The organism is Candidatus Cardinium hertigii, from assembly GCF_003788695.1.
Genome location: NZ_RARA01000022.1, coordinates 32100 through 55446 on the forward strand (window position 1 = coordinate 32100; position 23347 = coordinate 55446).

17 protein-coding genes and 8 pseudogenes are annotated in these 23347 nt (G+C 37.1%); 13 read left to right on the forward strand and 12 right to left on the reverse strand.

Annotated features, from left to right (window positions below):
• Positions 1 to 198: 198 nt before the first annotated feature.
• The 3 genes and pseudogenes from EDM02_RS01925 to EDM02_RS01935 all read left to right on the forward strand — a co-directional run.
• Positions 199 to 399: a hypothetical protein gene (locus EDM02_RS01925; protein ID WP_123662649.1), complete on the forward strand. Its 201-nt coding sequence runs from the start codon at positions 199 to 201 to the stop codon at positions 397 to 399.
• 101 nt (positions 400 to 500) lie between these two features.
• Positions 501 to 980: pseudogene (locus tag EDM02_RS01930) on the forward strand (transposase); the annotation flags it as partial.
• Between the two features lie 2 nt (positions 981 to 982).
• Positions 983 to 1382, forward strand: a pseudogene (locus EDM02_RS01935) (IS4-like element ISWosp8 family transposase); the annotation flags it as partial.
• A gap of 94 nt (positions 1383 to 1476) precedes the next feature.
• Here the strand turns inward: EDM02_RS01935 and EDM02_RS01940 are convergent.
• From EDM02_RS01940 to EDM02_RS01960, 6 genes are all read right to left on the reverse strand, one after another.
• The gene (locus EDM02_RS01940) at positions 1477 to 2310 is read right to left on the reverse strand and encodes a lysophospholipid acyltransferase family protein (protein WP_123662651.1); all 834 of its coding nucleotides are present in this window, start codon (positions 2308 to 2310) and stop codon (positions 1477 to 1479) included.
• 4 nt (positions 2311 to 2314) lie between these two features.
• The gene (gltX, locus tag EDM02_RS01945) at positions 2315 to 3490 is read right to left on the reverse strand and encodes a glutamate--tRNA ligase (protein WP_317614974.1); all 1176 of its coding nucleotides are present in this window, start codon (positions 3488 to 3490) and stop codon (positions 2315 to 2317) included.
• Positions 3483 to 3776, reverse strand: coding sequence for a glutamate--tRNA ligase family protein (locus EDM02_RS06085; RefSeq protein WP_317614975.1), 294 nt, complete (start codon positions 3774 to 3776; stop codon positions 3483 to 3485). Before EDM02_RS06085 ends, gltX (EDM02_RS01945) begins: the two co-directional genes overlap by 8 nt.
• Positions 3777 to 3781: 5 nt before the next feature.
• Entirely contained in the window at positions 3782 to 4438 is a 657-nt protein-coding gene (locus EDM02_RS01950; RefSeq protein ID WP_123662653.1) for a phosphatidylserine decarboxylase family protein, read from the reverse strand.
• A gap of 41 nt (positions 4439 to 4479) precedes the next feature.
• Positions 4480 to 5316: a phosphatidate cytidylyltransferase gene (locus EDM02_RS01955; RefSeq protein WP_123662655.1), complete on the reverse strand. Its 837-nt coding sequence runs from the start codon at positions 5314 to 5316 to the stop codon at positions 4480 to 4482.
• Positions 5317 to 5626: 310 nt separating this feature from the next.
• Entirely contained in the window at positions 5627 to 6547 is a 921-nt protein-coding gene (locus tag EDM02_RS01960; protein ID WP_123662657.1) for a 5'-3' exonuclease, read from the reverse strand.
• Positions 6548 to 6874: 327 nt separating this feature from the next.
• On the opposite strand from EDM02_RS01960, the gene EDM02_RS01965 reads away from it, so the two are divergent.
• The gene (locus EDM02_RS01965; protein WP_221179590.1) at positions 6875 to 7768 is read left to right on the forward strand and encodes an Rpn family recombination-promoting nuclease/putative transposase; all 894 of its coding nucleotides are present in this window, start codon (positions 6875 to 6877) and stop codon (positions 7766 to 7768) included.
• 68 nt (positions 7769 to 7836) lie between these two features.
• Positions 7837 to 10434, forward strand: coding sequence for a translocation/assembly module TamB domain-containing protein (locus tag EDM02_RS01970; protein WP_123662659.1), 2598 nt, complete (start codon positions 7837 to 7839; stop codon positions 10432 to 10434).
• Here EDM02_RS01970 and EDM02_RS01975 read toward each other — a convergent pair.
• Positions 10435 to 10824 (reverse strand): annotated as a pseudogene (locus EDM02_RS01975) (integrase core domain-containing protein); the annotation flags it as partial.
• A 118-nt stretch (positions 10825 to 10942) separates the two neighbouring features.
• Here EDM02_RS01975 and EDM02_RS01980 point away from each other — a divergent pair.
• The 5 genes and pseudogenes from EDM02_RS01980 to EDM02_RS01995 all read left to right on the forward strand — a co-directional run.
• Positions 10943 to 11539: pseudogene (locus EDM02_RS01980) on the forward strand (transposase); the annotation flags it as partial.
• A 111-nt stretch (positions 11540 to 11650) separates the two neighbouring features.
• Positions 11651 to 11776, forward strand: a pseudogene (locus EDM02_RS06130) (IS5-like element ISCca3 family transposase); the annotation flags it as partial.
• Positions 11777 to 11977: 201 nt separating this feature from the next.
• A complete protein-coding gene (locus tag EDM02_RS01985; protein ID WP_123662649.1) occupies positions 11978 to 12178 on the forward strand; it encodes a hypothetical protein in 201 nt (66 codons plus the stop codon).
• A gap of 101 nt (positions 12179 to 12279) precedes the next feature.
• Positions 12280 to 12681, forward strand: a pseudogene (locus tag EDM02_RS01990) (transposase); the annotation flags it as partial.
• Positions 12674 to 13151 (forward strand): annotated as a pseudogene (locus EDM02_RS01995) (IS4-like element ISWosp8 family transposase); the annotation flags it as partial. The pseudogenes EDM02_RS01990 and EDM02_RS01995, both read left to right, overlap by 8 nt.
• Before the next feature lie 94 nt (positions 13152 to 13245).
• Here EDM02_RS01995 and EDM02_RS02000 read toward each other — a convergent pair.
• From EDM02_RS02000 to EDM02_RS02020, 5 genes and pseudogenes are all read right to left on the reverse strand, one after another.
• Positions 13246 to 14079, reverse strand: coding sequence for a lysophospholipid acyltransferase family protein (locus EDM02_RS02000; protein ID WP_123662651.1), 834 nt, complete (start codon positions 14077 to 14079; stop codon positions 13246 to 13248).
• Positions 14080 to 14083: 4 nt separating this feature from the next.
• A pseudogene (gene gltX / locus EDM02_RS02005) lies at positions 14084 to 15585 on the reverse strand (glutamate--tRNA ligase).
• A gap of 5 nt (positions 15586 to 15590) precedes the next feature.
• Entirely contained in the window at positions 15591 to 16247 is a 657-nt protein-coding gene (locus EDM02_RS02010; protein ID WP_123662653.1) for a phosphatidylserine decarboxylase family protein, read from the reverse strand.
• A 41-nt stretch (positions 16248 to 16288) separates the two neighbouring features.
• A complete protein-coding gene (locus EDM02_RS02015; protein WP_123662655.1) occupies positions 16289 to 17125 on the reverse strand; it encodes a phosphatidate cytidylyltransferase in 837 nt (278 codons plus the stop codon).
• Between the two features lie 310 nt (positions 17126 to 17435).
• Positions 17436 to 18356, reverse strand: coding sequence for a 5'-3' exonuclease (locus EDM02_RS02020; RefSeq protein ID WP_123662657.1), 921 nt, complete (start codon positions 18354 to 18356; stop codon positions 17436 to 17438).
• Between the two features lie 327 nt (positions 18357 to 18683).
• On the opposite strand from EDM02_RS02020, the gene EDM02_RS02025 reads away from it, so the two are divergent.
• The 3 genes from EDM02_RS02025 (at position 18684) to uvrA (ending at position 23175) form a co-directional block, all read left to right on the forward strand.
• Entirely contained in the window at positions 18684 to 19745 is a 1062-nt protein-coding gene (locus EDM02_RS02025) for an Rpn family recombination-promoting nuclease/putative transposase (RefSeq protein WP_123662661.1), read from the forward strand.
• 83 nt (positions 19746 to 19828) lie between these two features.
• Complete coding sequence (gene ruvX, locus EDM02_RS02030) at positions 19829 to 20272, forward strand: Holliday junction resolvase RuvX (RefSeq protein WP_260215015.1); 444 nt, start codon at positions 19829 to 19831, stop codon at positions 20270 to 20272.
• A gap of 89 nt (positions 20273 to 20361) precedes the next feature.
• Positions 20362 to 23175 (forward strand): excinuclease ABC subunit UvrA, encoded by a 2814-nt coding sequence (uvrA, locus tag EDM02_RS02035; RefSeq protein WP_184891092.1) that lies wholly within the window; start codon positions 20362 to 20364, stop codon positions 23173 to 23175.
• The last annotated feature ends 172 nt before the right edge of the window (positions 23176 to 23347 follow it).

Here is a 23347-nt window from a genome sequence, read left to right on the forward strand (position 1 = left end):
AGATGTATCTGGCAGGGACTGTATAGTATTTTATATTGTGGCTATTTATTCCTATGTTAACGGTATAGAACCCATCAATGATCTTCTAATAGCAGTAGATATGATCGTGCTTTTAGTTACGCATGATATATTTTTAGATATCCCCACCCATTTGTTGCAAAAAAAGATTTTTCTTGATTTTGCTGGCCTATTTCCGAAATGAAAACCATAATGATCGTAATAGGAACCAGACCTGAAGCTATAAAGCTCGCCCCTATTATTACCGCCCTTGAAACTAAAAAATGTTTTAATCATAAAATATGTATAACCAGGCAACACACCTCTTTACTGGATCTATTATTGGAAAGTATGCATATCAAAGCTAATTATCAATATGAGGCCGTTGCAATAGACAATTAAACTTATTCATCAATACTCCACTTTCCCATTATTCAGAAAATCGTTAACTTAACTTAAGTTTTTAAGGTTTAATTTTTTAGAATTATTACTAATGTATAGTTATGGCAATCCAATCAAGTGGTCAATTAAGTTTAGCAGATATTTCAGCAAGTAAACGTAAATGTAAACATATCTTTTTTGATCAAATAACCAATATAATTGATTGGTTATCGGTTGAAAAAGAACTTCGCCTTTATTATCCTAAAAGCTTACGTTTATCAGGCAAACCCGCCTATAGTCCCCTACTTTTATTTAAAATGCTCTTACTTCAGACATGGTATGGACTGAGTGACTATCAAGTAGAAGAAGAAGTAAACGATCGTATAACTTTTAGCAGATTTTGTGGTATTTCGATGGACAGTTCGGTTCCCGACCATAGTGTATTAAGCAGATTTAGGACTGTCCTTACAAAGAAGAAGGCACTAGAGAGGTTATTGAAAAACATTAATAATCAACTATCTAATCATGGTGTATTAGTGCAACATGGTGCAATTATCGATGCCTCTATTACACCTACTCCTAGATGTCCTAAAGGGAAAAAANTAAAGTTTATGCTTTGAGGTGGCATATAGAAGAGTGTTATAAACGATTAAAGATAAGTGCAGAACTAGAGAATTTTTCTGGTATATATTTAGAAGCTGTATTACAGGAATTTTGGGCTCATTTAGTAATGTGTAATTTATTGGCACTGCATATGTGTGATACTCAAGGTCCTTGGAAACCAGAGCAAATATGAGTATCGTTTGAATTTTTCAGTTTTGTTTGGTGTGATGCGTCAAAAAATGCATCAAGTGCTGATTGGGAAGTGCTCAACTAAAAGCTTTCAGAAACTCTTTGATAGAGTGTGCATACGAGCTAAAGTAAAAATTCGACCCGGACGATTATATAGTCGTGACAAGGTGGATAAACCTAAACGGCATCATGTCTTTAGGAGGGTCTGCTAATCATGAATTCCCTTAAGTTGACGCCATTGAGTGAACGGATACTTACAATATTTTTATATTACTTTTTTGCTTGATAAAAAAGTAATAAAGAATCCTATTTCCATCTTCTATGGGACCAAAGCCAAAGAGCTGGATTTTCTAAAATATCCTTTTCTAATCTTCTGGTATATAGTTCTGCAATTTCTTCTACAGATAGGCTAGCCGGATCTTTTGTAAGTAAAATGAGTTTTGCTTGGTATTGCCCTCGTTGCATTTGATGTATTTGCACATAAAAAATAGGTAGGTTACACTTTTGTGCTAGCCTAGCAATCGTTAGGGAAACAGCCGTCGGCTGGGCTAAAAAAGTAGTCCAATAGCCATGTTCTTTGCGCAGGGGTGCTTGGTCTATTAGCCATGCTATGGCCTGGGGAGGTCCTTGATACGTTAGCATATACTTTAATAAGGCAATATTTTGTATTGCTTTTCGTTGAAAACGTGTTCTTAAACGCATTACTAGCTGGTCTATGCCTTTATGATGCAATGGCTGATAGCCTGCACATATCGTATAAAATGTTTGTAGCGCAAGTGCATGGGCGATCCATTCCCAATTGCCAAAATGGCCAGAAACGAGTAGAATGGATTTTCCTTGTTTATTTTCTAATATTTCCCTATTGCTAACGGTAACGTGTTGCAAGAGTTCCTGTGGAGTTATGGTTAAAGCTTTGATATGTTCTACAAATAGATCACATAGATATTGGTAAAAAGCCTTTGCTATTTGCTTGTGTTCTTGAGCTGTTTTCGTAGCAAAGGCATTTTGTAAGTTTTGCGCTACTATTTTTTTCCTATAACCTACTAAGTAGTAAATAACTATAAACAATAGGTCTGAAATAAGATATAATAAACGCAGGGGTAAAGCAGAAAGCAGATAGGCTACTATGCAAATGCACATGGGGTTATGTTTTCACTTTTTCTAAAAAAGTAGTGAGTCTTTTATGGGTAGTATCCTTACCCAATAATACTATAATTTCCATAAGATCTGGCCCAGTCGTGCGCCCTGTAAGCACAATGCGCAATAGTGGCATTATGCTACCCATTGTGCTATGGTGCGTGTATACCGCTTCTTGAAGCAGCTGTTTAAGGTTATGCTGATTCCATTCGGTTAGGGCAAGAAGGCTATTTGTGAAGCAAAGCATTACCGATTTGCTGTGTGGGTTCCACTTTTTTTGTAAAAAATCTGAGTTATAGCCAATCGGATCACATAAGAAATAACTACCTTCTGCCCAGAAATCTTGTGGAAAAGTAATACTGTCTTTTACAAGCGTACAAATGGCCATTGCCTCTTTTTCGCTACACTGTATATGATCTTTGGCAGCTTCTGCTATAAAATAGCTGGCCCAAACAGTTTTCGTTAGCTTTTTAATATGTTGCTGGTTAAACCAGTTGGCTTTAGCTATATCAAACACAGCAGCAGATTTCCCTAGTCGTTCTAGCGAAAAAGCTGCTATCAATTCTTCTTTAGTAAATATTTCTTGGTTTGTGCCTGGATTCCATCCCAACAAAGCAAGGAAGTTTAATAATGCTTCCGGCAGATATCCTTGTTCTCTAAATCCGTTGCTAACGGTAAGATCTGGAGCATGCCAAGCAATAGGGAATGCAGGAAACCCATATTCATGGGCATGACGTTTACTTAATTTCCCTTTTCCATTTGGGGCTAATAATAGCGGTAGATGTATAAATTGGGGCATATAGTCCGTCCAACCTAAGTAGCGGTATAGTAGTACATGCATGGGAGTGGAGGGTAGCCATTCTTCTCCACGGATTACATGGGTGATCTTCATTAGATAGTCGTCTACTACATTGGCAAAATGGTAGGTAGGGAGGCCATCAGATTTCATCAACACTTTATCATCCAAAACGGAAGTATTTACTTTTACCCAACCACGAATCACGTCGTGGAAACGGATCTCTGTTTTATGTGGCATTTTTAGACGAACAACATAGGGTTTACCTGTCCTTATCCATTCTTGTACCTGCTCTACAGGCATCGTCAGCCCATTTTTCATACCTGCGCGACTTACGGCATTATATTGGGGGCTAACTATTTTTGCCGCCTTAAGACGTTCACGCATGGCTTCGNNTATAGATATCCATGCGTTCAGACTGTTTATAAGAGCTAAATCCATTTCCTTGCGTTGGACTTTCATCTGGGAAAATGCCTAGCCAACGCAAACTTTCTAAAATATATTGTTCTGCACTAGGGACAAACCGTTTTTGGTCGGTATCTTCGATACGCAATATAAATAGTCCTCCCTCTTTTTTTGCCAAAAGATAATTATAGAGAGCGGTTCTTATACTACCCATATGCAAGGCACCTGTTGGGCTAGGGGCAAAGCGAACCGTTACGGAGCTACGCATACAAGCTATATTTTGGCTAAAACCGTAATACCTCCTTTTACTTTATCCCCCACCGCTACTTTAATATCCGCATCTAAGGGTACATAGACTTCCATCCTTGAGCCGAATTTAATAAAACCACATTTTTCACCCTGTTGAACTTCATCCCCTTCTTTAAAATAAAACTTAATGCGACGTGCTATAAAACCCGCTATTTGTTTAAAAAGAATTTGTTGTCCCTCGTCATTTTCAATTACAACAGTAGTTCTTTCATTATGCGTACTGGCTTTTGGATGGAAGGCAACTAAATGCTTTCCGGGGTGATATTTAAAAAAAACAATCTTTCCTGACATAGGGAATCGATTGACATGTACGTTAAAGGGAGACATAAATATGCTGATTTTCAACCGATCCTCTCGTAGGTATTCCCCTTCATATATGGTCTGAATGCTAAGTACCTTACCATCTGCTGGTCCCAATATATATTGATCTTTTAGATGAATAATACGATAGGGGTCCCTAAAAAAATAGATTAGCCAAAAATAAAAGGCAGCACTCACTACGGCGACGCCTATAGATTGGTAGTAACTGAATGCCGCTTTGGTATGAATACTATAATAAATAAGTAATAGCACAACAGGCGTCCATAGTAAAATTCCTTTGCCTTCTTTATGTATTTTCATTAATTATAAAGAATTAAAATCTATAATAGAAAGTGTTGCGTTTATCCACATAATTTACTGATTTTCAAAAATGTTACTACGGCAGGAATGGTTAGCAGCAGGCTATCAATTTTATCCAAAATTCCGCCATGTCCTGGAATCATTTCACTAGAATTTTTAGCATCCACACTTCTTTTGAGCAGCGAGGCCACTAAGTCTCCATAGCTGCCTGTAAAAATGGTGATTACCGCGATCGAGAGCCATTGCCATAGCGGTATAATAGTAAGAAAATATGCAACCATATAGCTAACCACTATGGCAAATAAAGCCCCGCCCCCTACACCTTCCCATGTTTTTTGGGGAGAGATACGTTCGAAAAGTTTAATTTTTCCGATCGTTGATCCTACTAGATAGGCTCCCACATCCTGGCTCCAAACAATCAGAAGTAATCCTAATATTAATTGGTATGAGTAACTTCCATTAAAAAAAGCTAAGCCATGCAATATACTACAGGGCAACGCAATATAAACAATACCCAAAAAAGTAGCTGCTATATCTAAGAAAGGATTTGTAGGCTTGCGGCTATAGAGAGCGGCTATATAGATTAAGGCGATGAGTGGCATAGCACAATAGCCTATTATTGAAGAAAAATCATGCTGCAAATAATAGGTAAAGGTTATCGTATAGCACAATAGACCGAGCCCAATGCCATATATACGCATAGGAGCTACATGAGCTTGCTTAATAAGTTTGTAAAATTCTAACATAGAAAGCCCCATTACATAAAAAAATAGGAAAAAATAGGTCCATGGTGACCAAAAAATGGCAAAAATAACAACAGGCGTAAAAAAGAGACCAGATAAGAAACGCTGTAAAAAATTGTTCTGTGTTAGCAACATAATTGAAAATTTTGTTTTATAAGGTATGGATTATTGATCGTTTACATAAGCCAATATACCATTCCAATGGTACCGTTTCGGTACAATGATATAAAATTTACACTATCCATTCACATGTATACTTACGTTATCATTCACATATATACTTTAAAAGTAACCATATAAGTGTCTGTGACAGACCTGTAATATTTGCAATTTACTAAAAAAAGTAATAAGTGATTTAGTAATTAATATTAAAAACATTTCTGCCACGCAAGTGAACGAATATTTTTGACTTTGTTTTGCAGGCTATATGTATTATTCCCATTGGCTATAATAAATGGTTAACTGGGGGCTTTTGGATAGGTAGATCTGTTGTTAGTCCCAGTAACCTTTTTTTTAATTGCCTAAATTCCAGTGTAGTTAATAAAGGCTCTAATTTTTCCCTATTGGGACCGTGGTAGCTACACTTTTCTAGGTCTAGCGTTATCGGTACATCTGTACAAATGGTAGCGAGTTGTTTAGACAGTATACCTTGGCTAGCGTATTGTATAACCTTTTCTTTCAATTTGCCCGTTAGCTGATGGCTATTTTTCAATAGATTTTCTAGATTGTCAAATGTTTGTATAAGCTTTTGAGCTGTTTTTTTTCCAATAGAGGGAATACCAGGAATAAAGTCACTGGCATCTCCTTGTAGGGCTAAAATATCGCATACTTGCTCTGGTCTAGTGATATGCCATTGCGCTAAAATTTCCTTTTTACCTAGTACGATCTCTTTTTGGCCGTTGCTACCAGGTTTATAGAGGTAGATATTATCCTGCACTATTTGAGCTAAGTCTTTGTCTGTAGACATAATATAGCTGGTAAATCCTATAGATGCCGCTTTTTTTGCCAATGTACCCAGTAGATCATCTGCTTCGTATCCGATGCATTCCACCACTGCAATACCAAACGCATCCAGGATATTTTTGATATAGGAAATGGCTATGGAGATATCTTCTGGTTGGGTTTGCCGGTGCGATTTATAAGCTGGAAATAGTGCATGCCGGAAATTTTTTTCTTTTGAATCAAAAGCAACTACTAGATGGGTGGGTACTTCTTTTTGAAGAACGGCTACCAATGTTTGTACGAAACCTAGTATAGCTCCTGTTTTAACGCCATGGGCGGTCGTAATGGCTGCTTTATCAAAGGCAAAATGGGCTCTATAAATGAGCGATAGGCCATCCAGTAAAAAAAGCTTTTTATGCAACACAGAAAATACAAAAAAGATTGAATGCAATAATATAAGGGAATAAGTTAAGGGAATAAGTTAAGAATACGTAAAGCATGTTAGCCTTTTTTACGATTATTTCCTAATCTTACGTGCGTTTTATATTATATTATATATTATAGAGGCCGTTGCAACAGATCGAGCGTATAATTTTTCTATTTTTCTAGTGTTATTTTTTGTTCAGCATAAGGTTTGGTACAACCCATGTGATGCGTGATAGTTTCACTTGGTTAACTCATTCAGAAATATTAAATTCATTTAGATTTATGTTAAGTATGCATGTAATCTAACATTGTTAATGTAACTATTATGCCTATTTCAAAATTTTTAGATCCTAAAAACGATATTGCATTTCGTAGAATATTTGGTAGTGAAAAGAATAAGGATATTCTTATCCATTTTATTAATGATATATTGGAGTTAAAAGGAACAGATATCATCAAAGAAGTAACTTTTCTATCTACCATTCAAGACCCAGAGATTGCCTCTAAAAAACAAAGTATAGTAGATGTTTTGTGTAAAAACGAAGATGGCACACAGATCATAGTAGAGATGCAGGTATCCCCCCAAGAGGGTTTTGAGAAGCGTGCCCAGTATTATGCAGCTAAAGCGTATTCCCGTCAGCTAAATAAAGGCAAGGAAGAAGGCGCGAGGTATGTTGATCTAAAAGCAGTAATATTTATAGCTATTATCGATAATATTATATTTAAAGATAAGGTTTTTTACAAATCAGATCATATTATTTTAGATCGATATAGCTATGCACATGATTTAAAAGATTTTTCTTTTACGTTTATAGAATTGCCTAAGTTTAAAATTACGGATATAAGTTTACTTACCAACTTAGTTGAAAAATGGTGTTATTTCTTTAAGCATGCAGATGAAACCAGTGAAGCTGATTTACGGAAAATGATAGGTTCTGATGCAGTAATAGAGCGCGCTTATGAGGAACTTAATCAGTATAACTGGACAGAATTGGAGCTGTTGACTTATGATCAGGAGATAAAGCGTGTCATGGACAATAGGGCTGTTGAAGATTATAAGAATAAACAATTCAAACAAGAAATGATAGCAGCCGAAGCCAGAGCGATAGAAGCTGAAGCTAGAGCGATAGAAGCTGAAGCTAGAGGGGAGGCTAGAGGGGAGGCTAGAGGGGAGGCTAGAGGGGAGGCTAGAGGGGAGGCTCGCTCCATAATATTCTAAGCAATTTTCCGCAAGGAACGCTCATTTTTAACCAATGCAACATTCAGGCATTGGAAAAAAAAATAATTTTGAAACAAATAACCATAGGTTCAGCGCAAAATGGAGAGGAAAATATATTAACCCTAACCTCTCCATTTATGGACTGTAGGCTAAAAGGGGTATTTACCCCTGAGGGACTAGGCAGTCATATAAAGCATTTAATGTCCATTAGAGATGTAGCAGACCTCACCAATCGAGCAGACCAGGCAACTATACCCACTAAGTTTAGTATACATTACACCATCAACTGTAAAAAGGTATCCGCTCTATTAAATTGGTTTTATACTGATTTATATATATCTCCTGAGACCACTTTTTTGGGTCAACTGCGCTACGATCATGCGTATTATTTTTCCTTAGAGCTGCCTACGGCATCAACTATCTGTTTTAAACAGCTGAGTTTAGAAAAGACAAAAATACATTTAACGATTAACCATTTAACCAATCATATCAAGCGACTTGTTCGGTTGAATTTCTCCTCAGAAAAGCTAAACTGGAATAAAAAAATACAAACAGATCATCTAGCTCTCCAGCTGCTAATAGACAAAAATACATTTACTATGTCAAATACATTATCTTGCCAACCGCATCATAGTACACTATCTTTAAAATGCTCTGGAACGCTTATGCAAGACGCCATATACATTGATCTGCTGCCTTCCTGCTTAAAGACTCACGGTAAAATATGGACTATACAAACGGAACAAACCAGCGTTATTTCTAAAACAGCAATAGACATTGGAAATTTATCTATAGCATCTGGAAATGAAGGGCTCTTTATTGGGGGTAAACTTTCTGAATCTACAGACAATCCCTTGCATTGTACTATACGCAATCTTACGGTAGACCATTTTTTAGAAGCAGTGCAAGGGGCTGGAACTATGGATGCGCAACTACTGGCTTATCTTCGAAAAGGTCATTTTATTACAACAGGTACATTAAGCCTAAAAGAATGCACCATTAAAAATCATCCGATAGGTTCTTTTACTACAAAGGTAGATTGGGATTCATCGGAAAATAAACTAACCCTAGGGGGCATGCTACAAAAAGCAGGACAGCAACTATTACAAGTGCATGGTTATTATTACCCGGAAAAACAACAAGATAACCTAAATATTTCCGTTGGATTCAACAAAATGGATCTTTACCTACTCAATCCCTTGGTTACATCTGTATGCTCAGAAATCAAGGGGGAAATAAATGGAAATTTTCAAGTAACAGGTAGTCTAAATGAACCGAAGCTAAATGGTAAAGCCACCATAGACAAAGGACAACTTAAAATTAACTACCTAAATACCCTGTACCAAGTCACTGGAGAGATAAAAGCCAACCAGAACGTATTATATATTAACCAACTCTATTTGCAAGATGCTCAAAAAGGCCATGCCCATTTATCTGGAACTATTGGCATACAAAATGGATTCCCTTTGATGCTTTCGGGCAAAGTAGAACAGCTGCATCTGCTCAATACCAGCCAATCAGATAATATTGATTTTTATGGAAATATATATGCCTCTGGAACGGTACAAATACAAGGACCTATTAAGGATGTAATCATTCATATGCATGCGAAAACCCATAAAGGTACTTTTACCATTATTACACATGATAAAGAAAACATAGAAAACACAACCCAACTGGTACGGTTTATATATAACAAGGAGCATAAGCCATCCAATCAGTTATCTATAAAAGATCCATATCAAGATAAAGCAGCTGTAAAATTGATACTGGGTTTAACCATACTACCGAATGTAAAGACTAAGGTATTATTTGGCTCTTACAATAGTAACGATATGATACAAGGCACGGGGGAAGGAAATATTCAATTAGAAATAGGTACCAATCGCAAGCCTTATCTACTGGGTAATTACCGCTTCAAAAGTGGTACTTGTACTGTTTCAGTTTATAATTTAATTCAAAAAACATTTACTATTACACCCAATAGTCAAGTAACCTTTAATGGTTACCCGCAAGAAGGCATTGTGGATATTAAAGCAACTTACAAACAGATGGCATTTATAGCAGACCCTTCCGAGGAAAGGAATGATAAGGAATCCGTTCAAGTAGAAATTTCCCTTTCTGCCTATGGCAAATTAGTCAACCCTTCTATTATCTATGGGATTAGATTTCCATTAAAAAGCGTAAATGCTCAGATCAATACAAAATTAGAAGAATGTTATTCGCAGGCATTATTAGATAAAAATTATCTTAACAAACAAATTTTAAGCCTATTGATAGCTAAAAAAGTGTATGACGTTAAAAACATAAACGGCTGGGACGCCCTAAGCGCTAGTATAAATGATTTAATTGCTCAGCAAATACAAAATTGGACAAACATAGAGATAGAAACTGATTTAGATATTAATGCATGGAAAAAAAATGAAGAAACACATCCATTGCAAAAAACAAAAATTAAAGTTAGTTATCTATTTTTATCAAACCACCTTAAACTTTCAAGTGCATTTGGCAGATATTCTAATCTGTTCAATGATTGGGAAATTTCTTATCAAATTTCAAAAGCGCACAATATGAGTTTCAAGCTTTACCAACAACCGATAGAAAATATAGGTGAAAAGATTGAACTTTTTGGTATAAGCCTTAGTTATACTAAGCAATTTTGGTAACTACAACTGTTCACTATGTGAATTGTTTAGTCCCATATTGTAGTGGTTTGGTTTAGTAATAAATTTATCAGATTCCTTTTCCCATTTTTTCATAATAAATTCGTAAGGGGTTAAGCCTTTAAGTGTTTTAAGCTTTTTAGCAAAATTGTATGCGTTAACAAAATCATATAAATGTTGTTTAAATTGCTCGTGATTTTCATAATAATAGCGTTTTACAGTTGCCTCTTTAATAGTACGATTCATACGTTCTACTTGTCCATTCGTCCATGGATGGCTAATTTTTGTTAGTCTATGTTCAATAGCTTGTTCATAACAAACACGATCAAAAATATGCATACCGGCATACTTATCTTTTGATTTGTTGGTAAATTGGATACCATTATCTGTTAAATAAGAAGTCGCGTACTGCTTCTATGTATATTTTAAATTTTCTATTGCAAAGGTCTCGAAATACAAATGTTTAGTATCCGTTCAGCAACCGTTCCTTCGTCTTTGAAAAGCTGGCNNNGATAAATTATTATGTATCTATGATCGTGGTTATACTTCAGTAAAGTTTATCAAACAACATTATGCATGTCAAACAGATTTTATTTTTCGTGTACAAGGAAAAAATTATACTAAGCTATGGGAACGGGTTGTATCGGGCGAATCAGATTTTGATCTAGTTCTAGAAAATAAGGATAAAACTATCAGCCAGAAAGTAAGAGTCGTAGCGTTTATGTTATCCAATGGCAAAAGAGAAGTTTTGGTTACTTCACTTTTTGACAGAGCACAATTTACGCTGGAAAGCATTAGTAAAGTTTATGCTTTGAGGTGGCATATAGAAGAGTGTTATAAACGATTAAAGATAAGTGCAGCACTAGAGAATTTTTCTGGTATATATTTAGAAGCTGTATTACAGGAATTTTGGGCTCATTTAGTAATGTGTAATTTATTGGCACTGCATATGTGTGATGCTCAAGGTCCTTGGAAACCAGAGCAAATAAATGAGTATCGTTTGAATTTTTCAGTTTTGTTTGGTGTGATGCGTCAAAAAATGCATCAAGTGCTGATTGGGAAGTGCTCAACTAAAAGCTTTCAGAAACTCTTTGAGGCCGTTGCAATAGACAATTAAATTTAATCATAAATAATCCACTTTCCCCTCATTGAAAAAATAGTTAACTTAACATGAGTTTTCGGTGTTTATTTTTTTAGAATTATTATTAATTGTATAGTTATGGCAATCCAATCAAGTGGTCAATTAAGTTTAGCAGATATTTCAGCAAGTAAACGTAAATGTAAACATATCTTTTTTGATCAAATCACCAATATAATTNTTGAAAAGCTGGCTGTGCTTTATCCCACTAGATGTATCTGGCAGGGACTGTATAGTATTTTATATTGTGGCTATTTATTCCTATGTTAACGGTATAGAACCCATCAATGATCTTCTAATAGCAGTAGATATGATCGTGCTTTTAGTTACGCATGATATATTTTTAGATATCCCCACCCATTTGTTGCAAAAAAAGATTTTTCTTGATTTTGCTGGCCTATTTCCGAAATGAAAACCATAATGATCGTAATAGGAACCAGACCTGAAGCTATAAAGCTCGCCCCTATTATTACCGCCCTTGAAACTAAAAAATGTTTTAATCATAAAATATGTATAACCAGGCAACACACCTCTTTACTGGATCTATTATTGGAAAGTATGCATATCAAAGCTAATTATCAATATGAGGCCGTTGCAATAGACAATTAAACTTATTCATCAATACTCCACTTTCCCATTATTCAGAAAATCGTTAACTTAACTTAAGTTTTTAAGGTTTAATTTTTTAGAATTATTACTAATGTATAGTTATGGCAATCCAATCAAGTGGTCAATTAAGTTTAGCAGATATTTCAGCAAGTAAACGTAAATGTAAACATATCTTTTTTGATCAAATAACCAATATAATTGATTGGTTATCGGTTGAAAAAGAACTTCGCCTTTATTATCCTAAAAGCTTACGTTTATCAGGCAAACCCGCCTATAGTCCCCTACTTTTATTTAAAATGCTCTTACTTCAGACATGGTATGGACTGAGTGACTATCAAGTAGAAGAAGAAGTAAACGATCGTATAACTTTTAGCAGATTTTGTGGTATTTCGATGGACAGTTCGGTTCCCGACCATAGTGTATTAAGCAGATTTAGGACTGTCCTTACAAAGAAGAAGGCACTAGAGAGGTTATTGAAAAACATTAATAATCAACTATCTAATNAATGGCAAAAGAGAAGTTTTGGTTACTTCACTTTTTGACAGAGCACAATTTACGCTGGAAAGCATTAGTAAAGTTTATGCTTTGAGGTGGCATATAGAAGAGTGTTATAAACGATTAAAGATAAGTGCAGAACTAGAGAATTTTTCTGGTATATATTTAGAAGCTGTATTACAGGAATTTTGGGCTCATTTAGTAATGTGTAATTTATTGGCACTGCATATGTGTGATACTCAAGGTCCTTGGAAACCAGAGCAAATATGAGTATCGTTTGAATTTTTCAGTTTTGTTTGGTGTGATGCGTCAAAAAATGCATCAAGTGCTGATTGGGAAGTGCTCAACTAAAAGCTTTCAGAAACTCTTTGATAGAGTGTGCATACGAGCTAAAGTAAAAATTCGACCCGGACGATTATATAGTCGTGACAAGGTGGATAAACCTAAACGGCATCATGTCTTTAGGAGGGTCTGCTAATCATGAATTCCCTTAAGTTGACGCCATTGAGTGAACGGATACTTACAATATTTTTATATTACTTTTTTGCTTGATAAAAAAGTAATAAAGAATCCTATTTCCATCTTCTATGGGACCAAAGCCAAAGAGCTGGATTTTCTAAAATATCCTTTTCTAATCTTCTGGTATATAGTTCTGCAATTTCTTCTACAGATAGGCTAGCCGGATCTTTTGTAAGTAAAATGAGTTTTGCTTGGTATTGCCCTCGTTGCATTTGATGTATTTGCACATAAAAAATAGGTAGGTTACACTTTTGTGCTAGCCTAGCAATCGTTAGGGAAACAGCCGTCGGCTGGGCTAAAAAAGTAGTCCAATAGCCATGTTCTTTGCGCAGGGGTGCTTGGTCTATTAGCCATGCTATGGCCTGGGGAGGTCCTTGATACGTTAGCATATACTTTAATAAGGCAATATTTTGTATTGCTTTTCGTTGAAAACGTGTTCTTAAACGCATTACTAGCTGGTCTATGCCTTTATGATGCAATGGCTGATAGCCTGCACATATCGTATAAAATGTTTGTAGCGCAAGTGCATGGGCGATCCATTCCCAATTGCCAAAATGGCCAGAAACGAGTAGAATGGATTTTCCTTGTTTATTTTCTAATATTTCCCTATTGCTAACGGTAACGTGTTGCAAGAGTTCCTGTGGAGTTATGGTTAAAGCTTTGATATGTTCTACAAATAGATCACATAGATATTGGTAAAAAGCCTTTGCTATTTGCTTGTGTTCTTGAGCTGTTTTCGTAGCAAAGGCATTTTGTAAGTTTTGCGCTACTATTTTTTTCCTATAACCTACTAAGTAGTAAATAACTATAAACAATAGGTCTGAAATAAGATATAATAAACGCAGGGGTAAAGCAGAAAGCAGATAGGCTACTATGCAAATGCACATGGGGTTATGTTTTCACTTTTTCTAAAAAAGTAGTGAGTCTTTTATGGGTAGTATCCTTACCCAATAATACTATAATTTCCATAAGATCTGGCCCAGTCGTGCGCCCTGTAAGCACAATGCGCAATAGTGGCATTATGCTACCCATTGTGCTATGGTGCGTGTATACCGCTTCTTGAAGCAGCTGTTTAAGGTTATGCTGATTCCATTCGGTTAGGGCAAGAAGGCTATTTGTGAAGCAAAGCATTACCGATTTGCTGTGTGGGTTCCACTTTTTTTGTAAAAAATCTGAGTTATAGCCAATCGGATCACATAAGAAATAACTACCTTCTGCCCAGAAATCTTGTGGAAAAGTAATACTGTCTTTTACAAGCGTACAAATGGCCATTGCCTCTTTTTCGCTACACTGTATATGATCTTTGGCAGCTTCTGCTATAAAATAGCTGGCCCAAACAGTTTTCGTTAGCTTTTTAATATGTTGCTGGTTAAACCAGTTGGCTTTAGCTATATCAAACACAGCAGCAGATTTCCCTAGTCGTTCTAGCGAAAAAGCTGCTATCAATTCTTCTTTAGTAAATATTTCTTGGTTTGTGCCTGGATTCCATCCCAACAAAGCAAGGAAGTTTAATAATGCTTCCGGCAGATATCCTTGTTCTCTAAATCCGTTGCTAACGGTAAGATCTGGAGCATGCCAAGCAATAGGGAATGCAGGAAACCCATATTCATGGGCATGACGTTTACTTAATTTCCCTTTTCCATTTGGGGCTAATAATAGCGGTAGATGTATAAATTGGGGCATATAGTCCGTCCAACCTAAGTAGCGGTATAGTAGTACATGCATGGGAGTGGAGGGTAGCCATTCTTCTCCACGGATTACATGGGTGATCTTCATTAGATAGTCGTCTACTACATTGGCAAAATGGTAGGTAGGGAGGCCATCAGATTTCATCAACACTTTATCATCCAAAACGGAAGTATTTACTTTTACCCAACCACGAATCACGTCGTGGAAACGGATCTCTGTTTTATGTGGCATTTTTAGACGAACAACATAGGGTTTACCTGTCCTTATCCATTCTTGTACCTGCTCTACAGGCATCGTCAGCCCATTTTTCATACCTGCGCGACTTACGGCATTATATTGGGGGCTAACTATTTTTGCCGCCTTAAGACGTTCACGCATGGCTTCGNATAGGCATGTCCGCTATCTAATAAGGGCTGGAGATACTGCTTATAGATATCCATGCGTTCAGACTGTTTATAAGAGCTAAATCCATTTCCTTGCGTTGGACTTTCATCTGGGAAAATGCCTAGCCAACGCAAACTTTCTAAAATATATTGTTCTGCACTAGGGACAAACCGTTTTTGGTCGGTATCTTCGATACGCAATATAAATAGTCCTCCCTCTTTTTTTGCCAAAAGATAATTATAGAGAGCGGTTCTTATACTACCCATATGCAAGGCACCTGTTGGGCTAGGGGCAAAGCGAACCGTTACGGAGCTACGCATACAAGCTATATTTTGGCTAAAACCGTAATACCTCCTTTTACTTTATCCCCCACCGCTACTTTAATATCCGCATCTAAGGGTACATAGACTTCCATCCTTGAGCCGAATTTAATAAAACCACATTTTTCACCCTGTTGAACTTCATCCCCTTCTTTAAAATAAAACTTAATGCGACGTGCTATAAAACCCGCTATTTGTTTAAAAAGAATTTGTTGTCCCTCGTCATTTTCAATTACAACAGTAGTTCTTTCATTATGCGTACTGGCTTTTGGATGGAAGGCAACTAAATGCTTTCCGGGGTGATATTTAAAAAAAACAATCTTTCCTGACATAGGGAATCGATTGACATGTACGTTAAAGGGAGACATAAATATGCTGATTTTCAACCGATCCTCTCGTAGGTATTCCCCTTCATATATGGTCTGAATGCTAAGTACCTTACCATCTGCTGGTCCCAATATATATTGATCTTTTAGATGAATAATACGATAGGGGTCCCTAAAAAAATAGATTAGCCAAAAATAAAAGGCAGCACTCACTACGGCGACGCCTATAGATTGGTAGTAACTGAATGCCGCTTTGGTATGAATACTATAATAAATAAGTAATAGCACAACAGGCGTCCATAGTAAAATTCCTTTGCCTTCTTTATGTATTTTCATTAATTATAAAGAATTAAAATCTATAATAGAAAGTGTTGCGTTTATCCACATAATTTACTGATTTTCAAAAATGTTACTACGGCAGGAATGGTTAGCAGCAGGCTATCAATTTTATCCAAAATTCCGCCATGTCCTGGAATCATTTCACTAGAATTTTTAGCATCCACACTTCTTTTGAGCAGCGAGGCCACTAAGTCTCCATAGCTGCCTGTAAAAATGGTGATTACCGCGATCGAGAGCCATTGCCATAGCGGTATAATAGTAAGAAAATATGCAACCATATAGCTAACCACTATGGCAAATAAAGCCCCGCCCCCTACACCTTCCCATGTTTTTTGGGGAGAGATACGTTCGAAAAGTTTAATTTTTCCGATCGTTGATCCTACTAGATAGGCTCCCACATCCTGGCTCCAAACAATCAGAAGTAATCCTAATATTAATTGGTATGAGTAACTTCCATTAAAAAAAGCTAAGCCATGCAATATACTACAGGGCAACGCAATATAAACAATACCCAAAAAAGTAGCTGCTATATCTAAGAAAGGATTTGTAGGCTTGCGGCTATAGAGAGCGGCTATATAGATTAAGGCGATGAGTGGCATAGCACAATAGCCTATTATTGAAGAAAAATCATGCTGCAAATAATAGGTAAAGGTTATCGTATAGCACAATAGACCGAGCCCAATGCCATATATACGCATAGGAGCTACATGAGCTTGCTTAATAAGTTTGTAAAATTCTAACATAGAAAGCCCCATTACATAAAAAAATAGGAAAAAATAGGTCCATGGTGACCAAAAAATGGCAAAAATAACAACAGGCGTAAAAAAGAGACCAGATAAGAAACGCTGTAAAAAATTGTTCTGTGTTAGCAACATAATTGAAAATTTTGTTTTATAAGGTATGGATTATTGATCGTTTACATAAGCCAATATACCATTCCAATGGTACCGTTTCGGTACAATGATATAAAATTTACACTATCCATTCACATGTATACTTACGTTATCATTCACATATATACTTTAAAAGTAACCATATAAGTGTCTGTGACAGACCTGTAATATTTGCAATTTACTAAAAAAAGTAATAAGTGATTTAGTAATTAATATTAAAAACATTTCTGCCACGCAAGTGAACGAATATTTTTGACTTTGTTTTGCAGGCTATATGTATTATTCCCATTGGCTATAATAAATGGTTAACTGGGGGCTTTTGGATAGGTAGATCTGTTGTTAGTCCCAGTAACCTTTTTTTTAATTGCCTAAATTCCAGTGTAGTTAATAAAGGCTCTAATTTTTCCCTATTGGGACCGTGGTAGCTACACTTTTCTAGGTCTAGCGTTATCGGTACATCTGTACAAATGGTAGCGAGTTGTTTAGACAGTATACCTTGGCTAGCGTATTGTATAACCTTTTCTTTCAATTTGCCCGTTAGCTGATGGCTATTTTTCAATAGATTTTCTAGATTGTCAAATGTTTGTATAAGCTTTTGAGCTGTTTTTTTTCCAATAGAGGGAATACCAGGAATAAAGTCACTGGCATCTCCTTGTAGGGCTAAAATATCGCATACTTGCTCTGGTCTAGTGATATGCCATTGCGCTAAAATTTCCTTTTTACCTAGTACGATCTCTTTTTGGCCGTTGCTACCAGGTTTATAGAGGTAGATATTATCCTGCACTATTTGAGCTAAGTCTTTGTCTGTAGACATAATATAGCTGGTAAATCCTATAGATGCCGCTTTTTTTGCCAATGTACCCAGTAGATCATCTGCTTCGTATCCGATGCATTCCACCACTGCAATACCAAACGCATCCAGGATATTTTTGATATAGGAAATGGCTATGGAGATATCTTCTGGTTGGGTTTGCCGGTGCGATTTATAAGCTGGAAATAGTGCATGCCGGAAATTTTTTTCTTTTGAATCAAAAGCAACTACTAGATGGGTGGGTACTTCTTTTTGAAGAACGGCTACCAATGTTTGTACGAAACCTAGTATAGCTCCTGTTTTAACGCCATGGGCGGTCGTAATGGCTGCTTTATCAAAGGCAAAATGGGCTCTATAAATGAGCGATAGGCCATCCAGTAAAAAAAGCTTTTTATGCAACACAGAAAATACAAAAAAGATTGAATGCAATAATATAAGGGAATAAGTTAAGGGAATAAGTTAAGAATACGTAAAGCATGTTAGCCTTTTTTACGATTATTTCCTAATCTTACGTGCGTTTTATATTATATTATATATTATAGAGGCCGTTGCAACAGATCGAGCGTATAATTTTTCTATTTTTCTAGTGTTATTTTTTGTTCAGCATAAGGTTTGGTACAACCCATGTGATGCGTGATAGTTTCACTTGGTTAACTCATTCAGAAATATTAAATTCATTTAGATTTATGTTAAGTATGCATGTAATCTAACATTGTTAATGTAACTATTATGCCTATTTCAAAATTTTTAGATCCTAAAAACGATATTGCATTTCGTAGAATATTTGGTAGTGAAAAGAATAAGGATATTCTTATCCATTTTATTAATGATATATTGGAGTTAAAAGGAACAGATATCATCAAAGAAGTAACTTTTCTATCTACCATTCAAGACCCAGAGATTGCCTCTAAAAAACAAAGTATAGTAGATGTTTTGTGTAAAAACGAAGATGGCACACAGATCATAGTAGAGATGCAGGTATCCCCCCAAGAGGGTTTTGAGAAGCGTGCCCAGTATTATGCAGCTAAAGCGTATTCCCGTCAGCTAAATAAAGGCAAGGAAGAAGGCGCGAGGTATGTTGATCTAAAAGCAGTAATATTTATAGCTATTATCGATAATATTATATTTAAAGATAAGGTTTTTTACAAATCAGATCATATTATTTTAGATCGATATAGCTATGCACATGATTTAAAAGATTTTTCTTTTACGTTTATAGAATTGCCTAAGTTTAAAATTACGGATATAAGTTTACTTACCAACTTAGTTGAAAAATGGTGTTATTTCTTTAAGCATGCAGATGAAACCAGTGAAGCTGATTTACGGAAAATGATAGGTTCTGATGCAGTAATAGAGCGCGCTTATGAGGAACTTAATCAGTATAACTGGACAGAATTGGAGCTGTTGACTTATGATCAGGAGATAAAGCGTGTCATGGACAATAGGGCTGTTGAAGATTATAAGAATAAACAATTCAAACAAGAAATGATAGCAGCCGAAGCCAGAGCGATAGAAGCTGAAGCTAGAGCGATAGAAGCTGAAGCTAGAGGGGAGGCTAGAGGGGAGGCTAGAGGGGAGGCGAGAGGGGAGGCTAGAGGGGAGGCTAGAGGGGAGGCTAGAGGGGAGGCTAGAGGTAAAGCGGAAGGTAAAGCGGAAGGTAAAGCGGAAGGTAAAGTTGAGGCTATAAGAGCGGTAGCCAAATTAATGTTAATAAAAGGTATCCCTATAGATGACATCATGGCATGTACTGGCTTATCACAGCAAGCGTTAGCAGCTTTAAAAGATTATTAAGATTATTAAGATTATTAACAAATGTTACCCAATTATGCAGTAAAAAAAATAGTAATTTTTAGTGTAAGCATGCTTGTAAGCATATGGTAGGAGAAGAAAAGTTGTGTATGTGTAGGATTATGGCCATAGATTATGGCCTCAAACGAGTGGGTATTGCCGTAACAGACCCATTGCAAATTATTGCCACCCCTTTAACTACTATAGCTAGCCATACATTGTTCTTTTTTTTAAAGCAGTATTTACAAAAAGAAATCGTTTCCATCTTTGTGATAGGTATGCCCCAAGGCTTAGATGGTAAGCCTTCTGAAATGAGCAAAGTAATGGAACGCGTGGGCGCCAAATTGAAAAATGCATTTCCACAACAAAGTGTATGTTATCAAGATGAACGTTTTACTTCTCAATTAGCGGCGCAGGGACTATATCAAGCGGGTTATCGTAAAAAGGATAGGCAAAATAAAGCCAATATAGATAAAGTGAGTGCGGCCATTTTATTGCAATCTTATTTGCGTACTATTTGCGTAGTTTAAAACATTTGACTGCTACAAATTATAGAATTGACTAGTCTATTACAGCAAGAAATAGCAACCTTACAAAATAAAGCATAGTGGTAGCATCCATGTTAGATAAACTGAGTCCAAAGGACTTTATTATTATCAAAGGCGCTAGCATGCATAATCTTAAAAATTTGAGTGTAGCCATTCCACGCAATCAGCTCGTAGTGGTTACCGGATTATCTGGCTCTGGTAAATCATCTTTAATTTTAGATACGCTTTTTGTAGAAGCCCAGCGGATGTATATAGAGAGCTTAAGTGCCTATGCGCGGCAGTTTTTAGGAAAGGTAGAAAAGCCTCCTGTCGACTCTATTCGAGGCCTTGCGCCTGCTATTGCCATTCAGCAGCATCTAGTCAATAAAAATCCGCGTTCTACCATAGGTACGGTTACAGAACTTTGTGATTACCTCAATTTGCTGTATGCCCGTATAGGTACCACCTATTCTCCCATCAGTGGCCAAAAAGTAAAAAAAGATAGTGTCTCTGACGTAGTGGATTACATCTATCAACAAGAGCATGGAACCAAGGTATTGATACTGTATCCTATGGTAATAGCAGATAAAGAGAAGATAATGGATAAGCTAAGGGTAGAGCAGCGCAAAGGTTTTACCAGAATCATGCAAGGCAATAAGCTGTTTGATATAGAAACATTATTAGAGGGCAGGGAGCAGTTGGACCTAGATCAACCCATGTATGGGTTGGTAGACCGCATTGTGGTCAAAAAGGAAGAGCAAGATCATCCATATAAATATAGGATAGCAGATTCTGTTCAGGTAGCTTTTTTTGAAGGAATGGGCACTGCAGTAGTAGACCTAGTCGGTCTAGGGCGGAAGACCTTTTCGGATCGATTTGAATTAGATGGGATACTATTTGAACTGCCTACGGTGCATTTTTTCAGCTTTAATACGCCGCATGGCGCTTGTAAGAGCTGTGAGGGCACAGGGCAAATAGTGCATATAGATGAAAAAAAAGTTGTGCCCAACCCGGAGCTTTCCCTGGTAGCAGGTGCTATAGCGCCTTGGAATGGGCCAGTCATGCGCAAATGGTTTTCACCCCTTTTGGGAGGGGGTACAACGCCCCGTTTTCCCATACATACCCCTTATAGCAGCTTAACAGCCGCTCAAAAAAAAATTTTATGGCAAGGTAGTGGTGATTTTGCAGGTATTTATGCATTTTTCGATTTTTGTTCCACCCAAACCGATAAAATTCAATATCGCGTATTGCTCTCCCGTTATCGTGGCAAAATACAATGCCCTGCTTGTCGCGGTACGCGTGTGCGTTCAGATGCACATTATGTTAAAATTCACAACCATTCCATTGTCGATCTGTTATGGATGCCCATTCATCAGCTGATTGTTTTTTTTGATGATATAGCTCTTACAGAACGAGAGGCCCATATTGCCCAAAGAATTTTATCAGAAATTAAAAACAGATTACGTTATTTAGCAGAGGTAGGGTTAGGGTATTTAACCCTAAGTAGGCCTATAGTTACGCTATCTGGAGGTGAGCATCAAAGAATTAAATTGGCTACTGCATTGGGCAGTCCCCTTTTTGGCACCATCTATATTTTGGATGAACCCACCATTGGGCTACATCCGCGTGATACCGTTCAGCTGGTGAAGATACTCTTAGATTTAAAAAATCAGGGCAATACCGTAATCGTAATAGAGCATGAAGAGTTGGTAATGCGTGCAGCCGATTCCCTTATTGAAATAGGCCCCGAAGCAGGTGCTAAGGGCGGGTTCCTCGTTTTTCAAGGAAGCTTTCCAGCATTGCTGCAAGCTACGGGGAGTCATACGGCACAATATATAAATGGCATAGCTACGTTACCCCTACCCAGCCATAGACGTAGCTGGCGCAACCACCTGCTTATTATGCAGGCAAGCCTGCATAATCTTAAGCAGGTTACCGTAACCATTCCGTTGCATGTTTTAACCGTGGTTACCGGTGTTAGTGGATCAGGCAAATCCACTTTGATCAAGGAAGTGCTTTATCCTGCATTAGAACAACATTTTGCTAGCACATTGGAGAAAGTACAGATCCCATCAGGGCAAAAAGCCGAGGCCACCTTATCTGGTGACCTGCATGCTATTAAGGCCGTAGAGTTAGTCAATCAAAGCCCATTGGGTAAATCTTCCCGTTCTAACCCAGCTACCTATTTAGGCATTTACGACTATATTAGAGACCTTTTTGTTCAAGCACCGTTAGCCCGGTCGCGCAACTATCGGGCAGGCCATTTTTCATTTAATTCAGACAAGGGACAGTGTGCGAGTTGCCATGGGGAGGGGCAACAGAAGATAGAAATGCAATTTATGGCAGATATTTATTTGCCCTGCGAAAGCTGCAGAGGAAGTCGTTTTAAGCCTGAAATACTTGAAGTAACCTATGGTGGAAAGCACATGGCTGAAGTATTGCATATGACGGTAGAGGAGGCATCGGTTTTTTTTGCTGATCACGGCCCCATAGGTCATAAGTTAAAGCTATTACAAGAAGTAGGGCTGGGGTATGTACCTTTGGGACAATCTGTTAGTTCTTTAAGTGGCGGCGAGGGGCAGCGGCTTAAGTTGGCCTATTATTTAGAGAAGCAGCTAGTAGACCAACCTATTTTATTTATATTTGATGAACCTACCACTGGTCTCCATATGCATGACGTACATACATTATTAATAGCCATTCATGCACTGGTCAATCAGGGGCATACCGTTATCGTCATTGAACACAATATAGATGTAATGCGCCATGCAGATTGGTTAATTGATTTAGGCCCTGGTGGAGGAGAACAAGGAGGGCAAGTGGTATTTACCGGCAGGCCAGAGGAGCTTATTAAAATAGAGGGAAACCATACGGCCTATTTTTTAAAGCAAAAAATGCAGCAATAATTTGCATAGTATTTTTTTTTATGCTATCATTGTAATAGCGTTGTAGTAAGGTTGCTCGTAATACTGCAAAGAAAAGGCAGGACGGCAGGGCGGTATGTGGTATGGGAGGGCAGCTAGCATAGCAATGTAAATGTTAAAAGTAATGGTTATGCGTTATCGCTCCTGTAAGAGG

Coding starts and splice junctions, on each gene's coding strand:
- EDM02_RS01955 (WP_123662655.1), bottom strand. CDS start 5,316: ATGTTGCTAACACAGAACAATTTTTTACAGCGTTTCTTATCTGGTCTC.
- EDM02_RS01985 (WP_123662649.1), top strand. CDS start 11,978: ATGAAAACCATAATGATCGTAATAGGAACCAGACCTGAAGCTATAAAG.
- EDM02_RS02025 (WP_123662661.1), top strand. CDS start 18,684: ATGCCTATTTCAAAATTTTTAGATCCTAAAAACGATATTGCATTTCGT.
- EDM02_RS01950 (WP_123662653.1), bottom strand. CDS start 4,438: ATGAAAATACATAAAGAAGGCAAAGGAATTTTACTATGGACGCCTGTT.
- ruvX (WP_260215015.1), top strand. CDS start 19,829: ATGGTAGGAGAAGAAAAGTTGTGTATGTGTAGGATTATGGCCATAGAT.
- gltX (WP_317614974.1), bottom strand. CDS start 3,490: ATGCGTGAACGTCTTAAGGCGGCAAAAATAGTTAGCCCCCAATATAAT.
- EDM02_RS01925 (WP_123662649.1), top strand. CDS start 199: ATGAAAACCATAATGATCGTAATAGGAACCAGACCTGAAGCTATAAAG.
- EDM02_RS01940 (WP_123662651.1), bottom strand. CDS start 2,310: ATGTGCATTTGCATAGTAGCCTATCTGCTTTCTGCTTTACCCCTGCGT.
- EDM02_RS01965 (WP_221179590.1), top strand. CDS start 6,875: ATGCCTATTTCAAAATTTTTAGATCCTAAAAACGATATTGCATTTCGT.
- uvrA (WP_184891092.1), top strand. CDS start 20,362: ATGTTAGATAAACTGAGTCCAAAGGACTTTATTATTATCAAAGGCGCT.
- EDM02_RS02015 (WP_123662655.1), bottom strand. CDS start 17,125: ATGTTGCTAACACAGAACAATTTTTTACAGCGTTTCTTATCTGGTCTC.
- EDM02_RS02000 (WP_123662651.1), bottom strand. CDS start 14,079: ATGTGCATTTGCATAGTAGCCTATCTGCTTTCTGCTTTACCCCTGCGT.
- EDM02_RS02010 (WP_123662653.1), bottom strand. CDS start 16,247: ATGAAAATACATAAAGAAGGCAAAGGAATTTTACTATGGACGCCTGTT.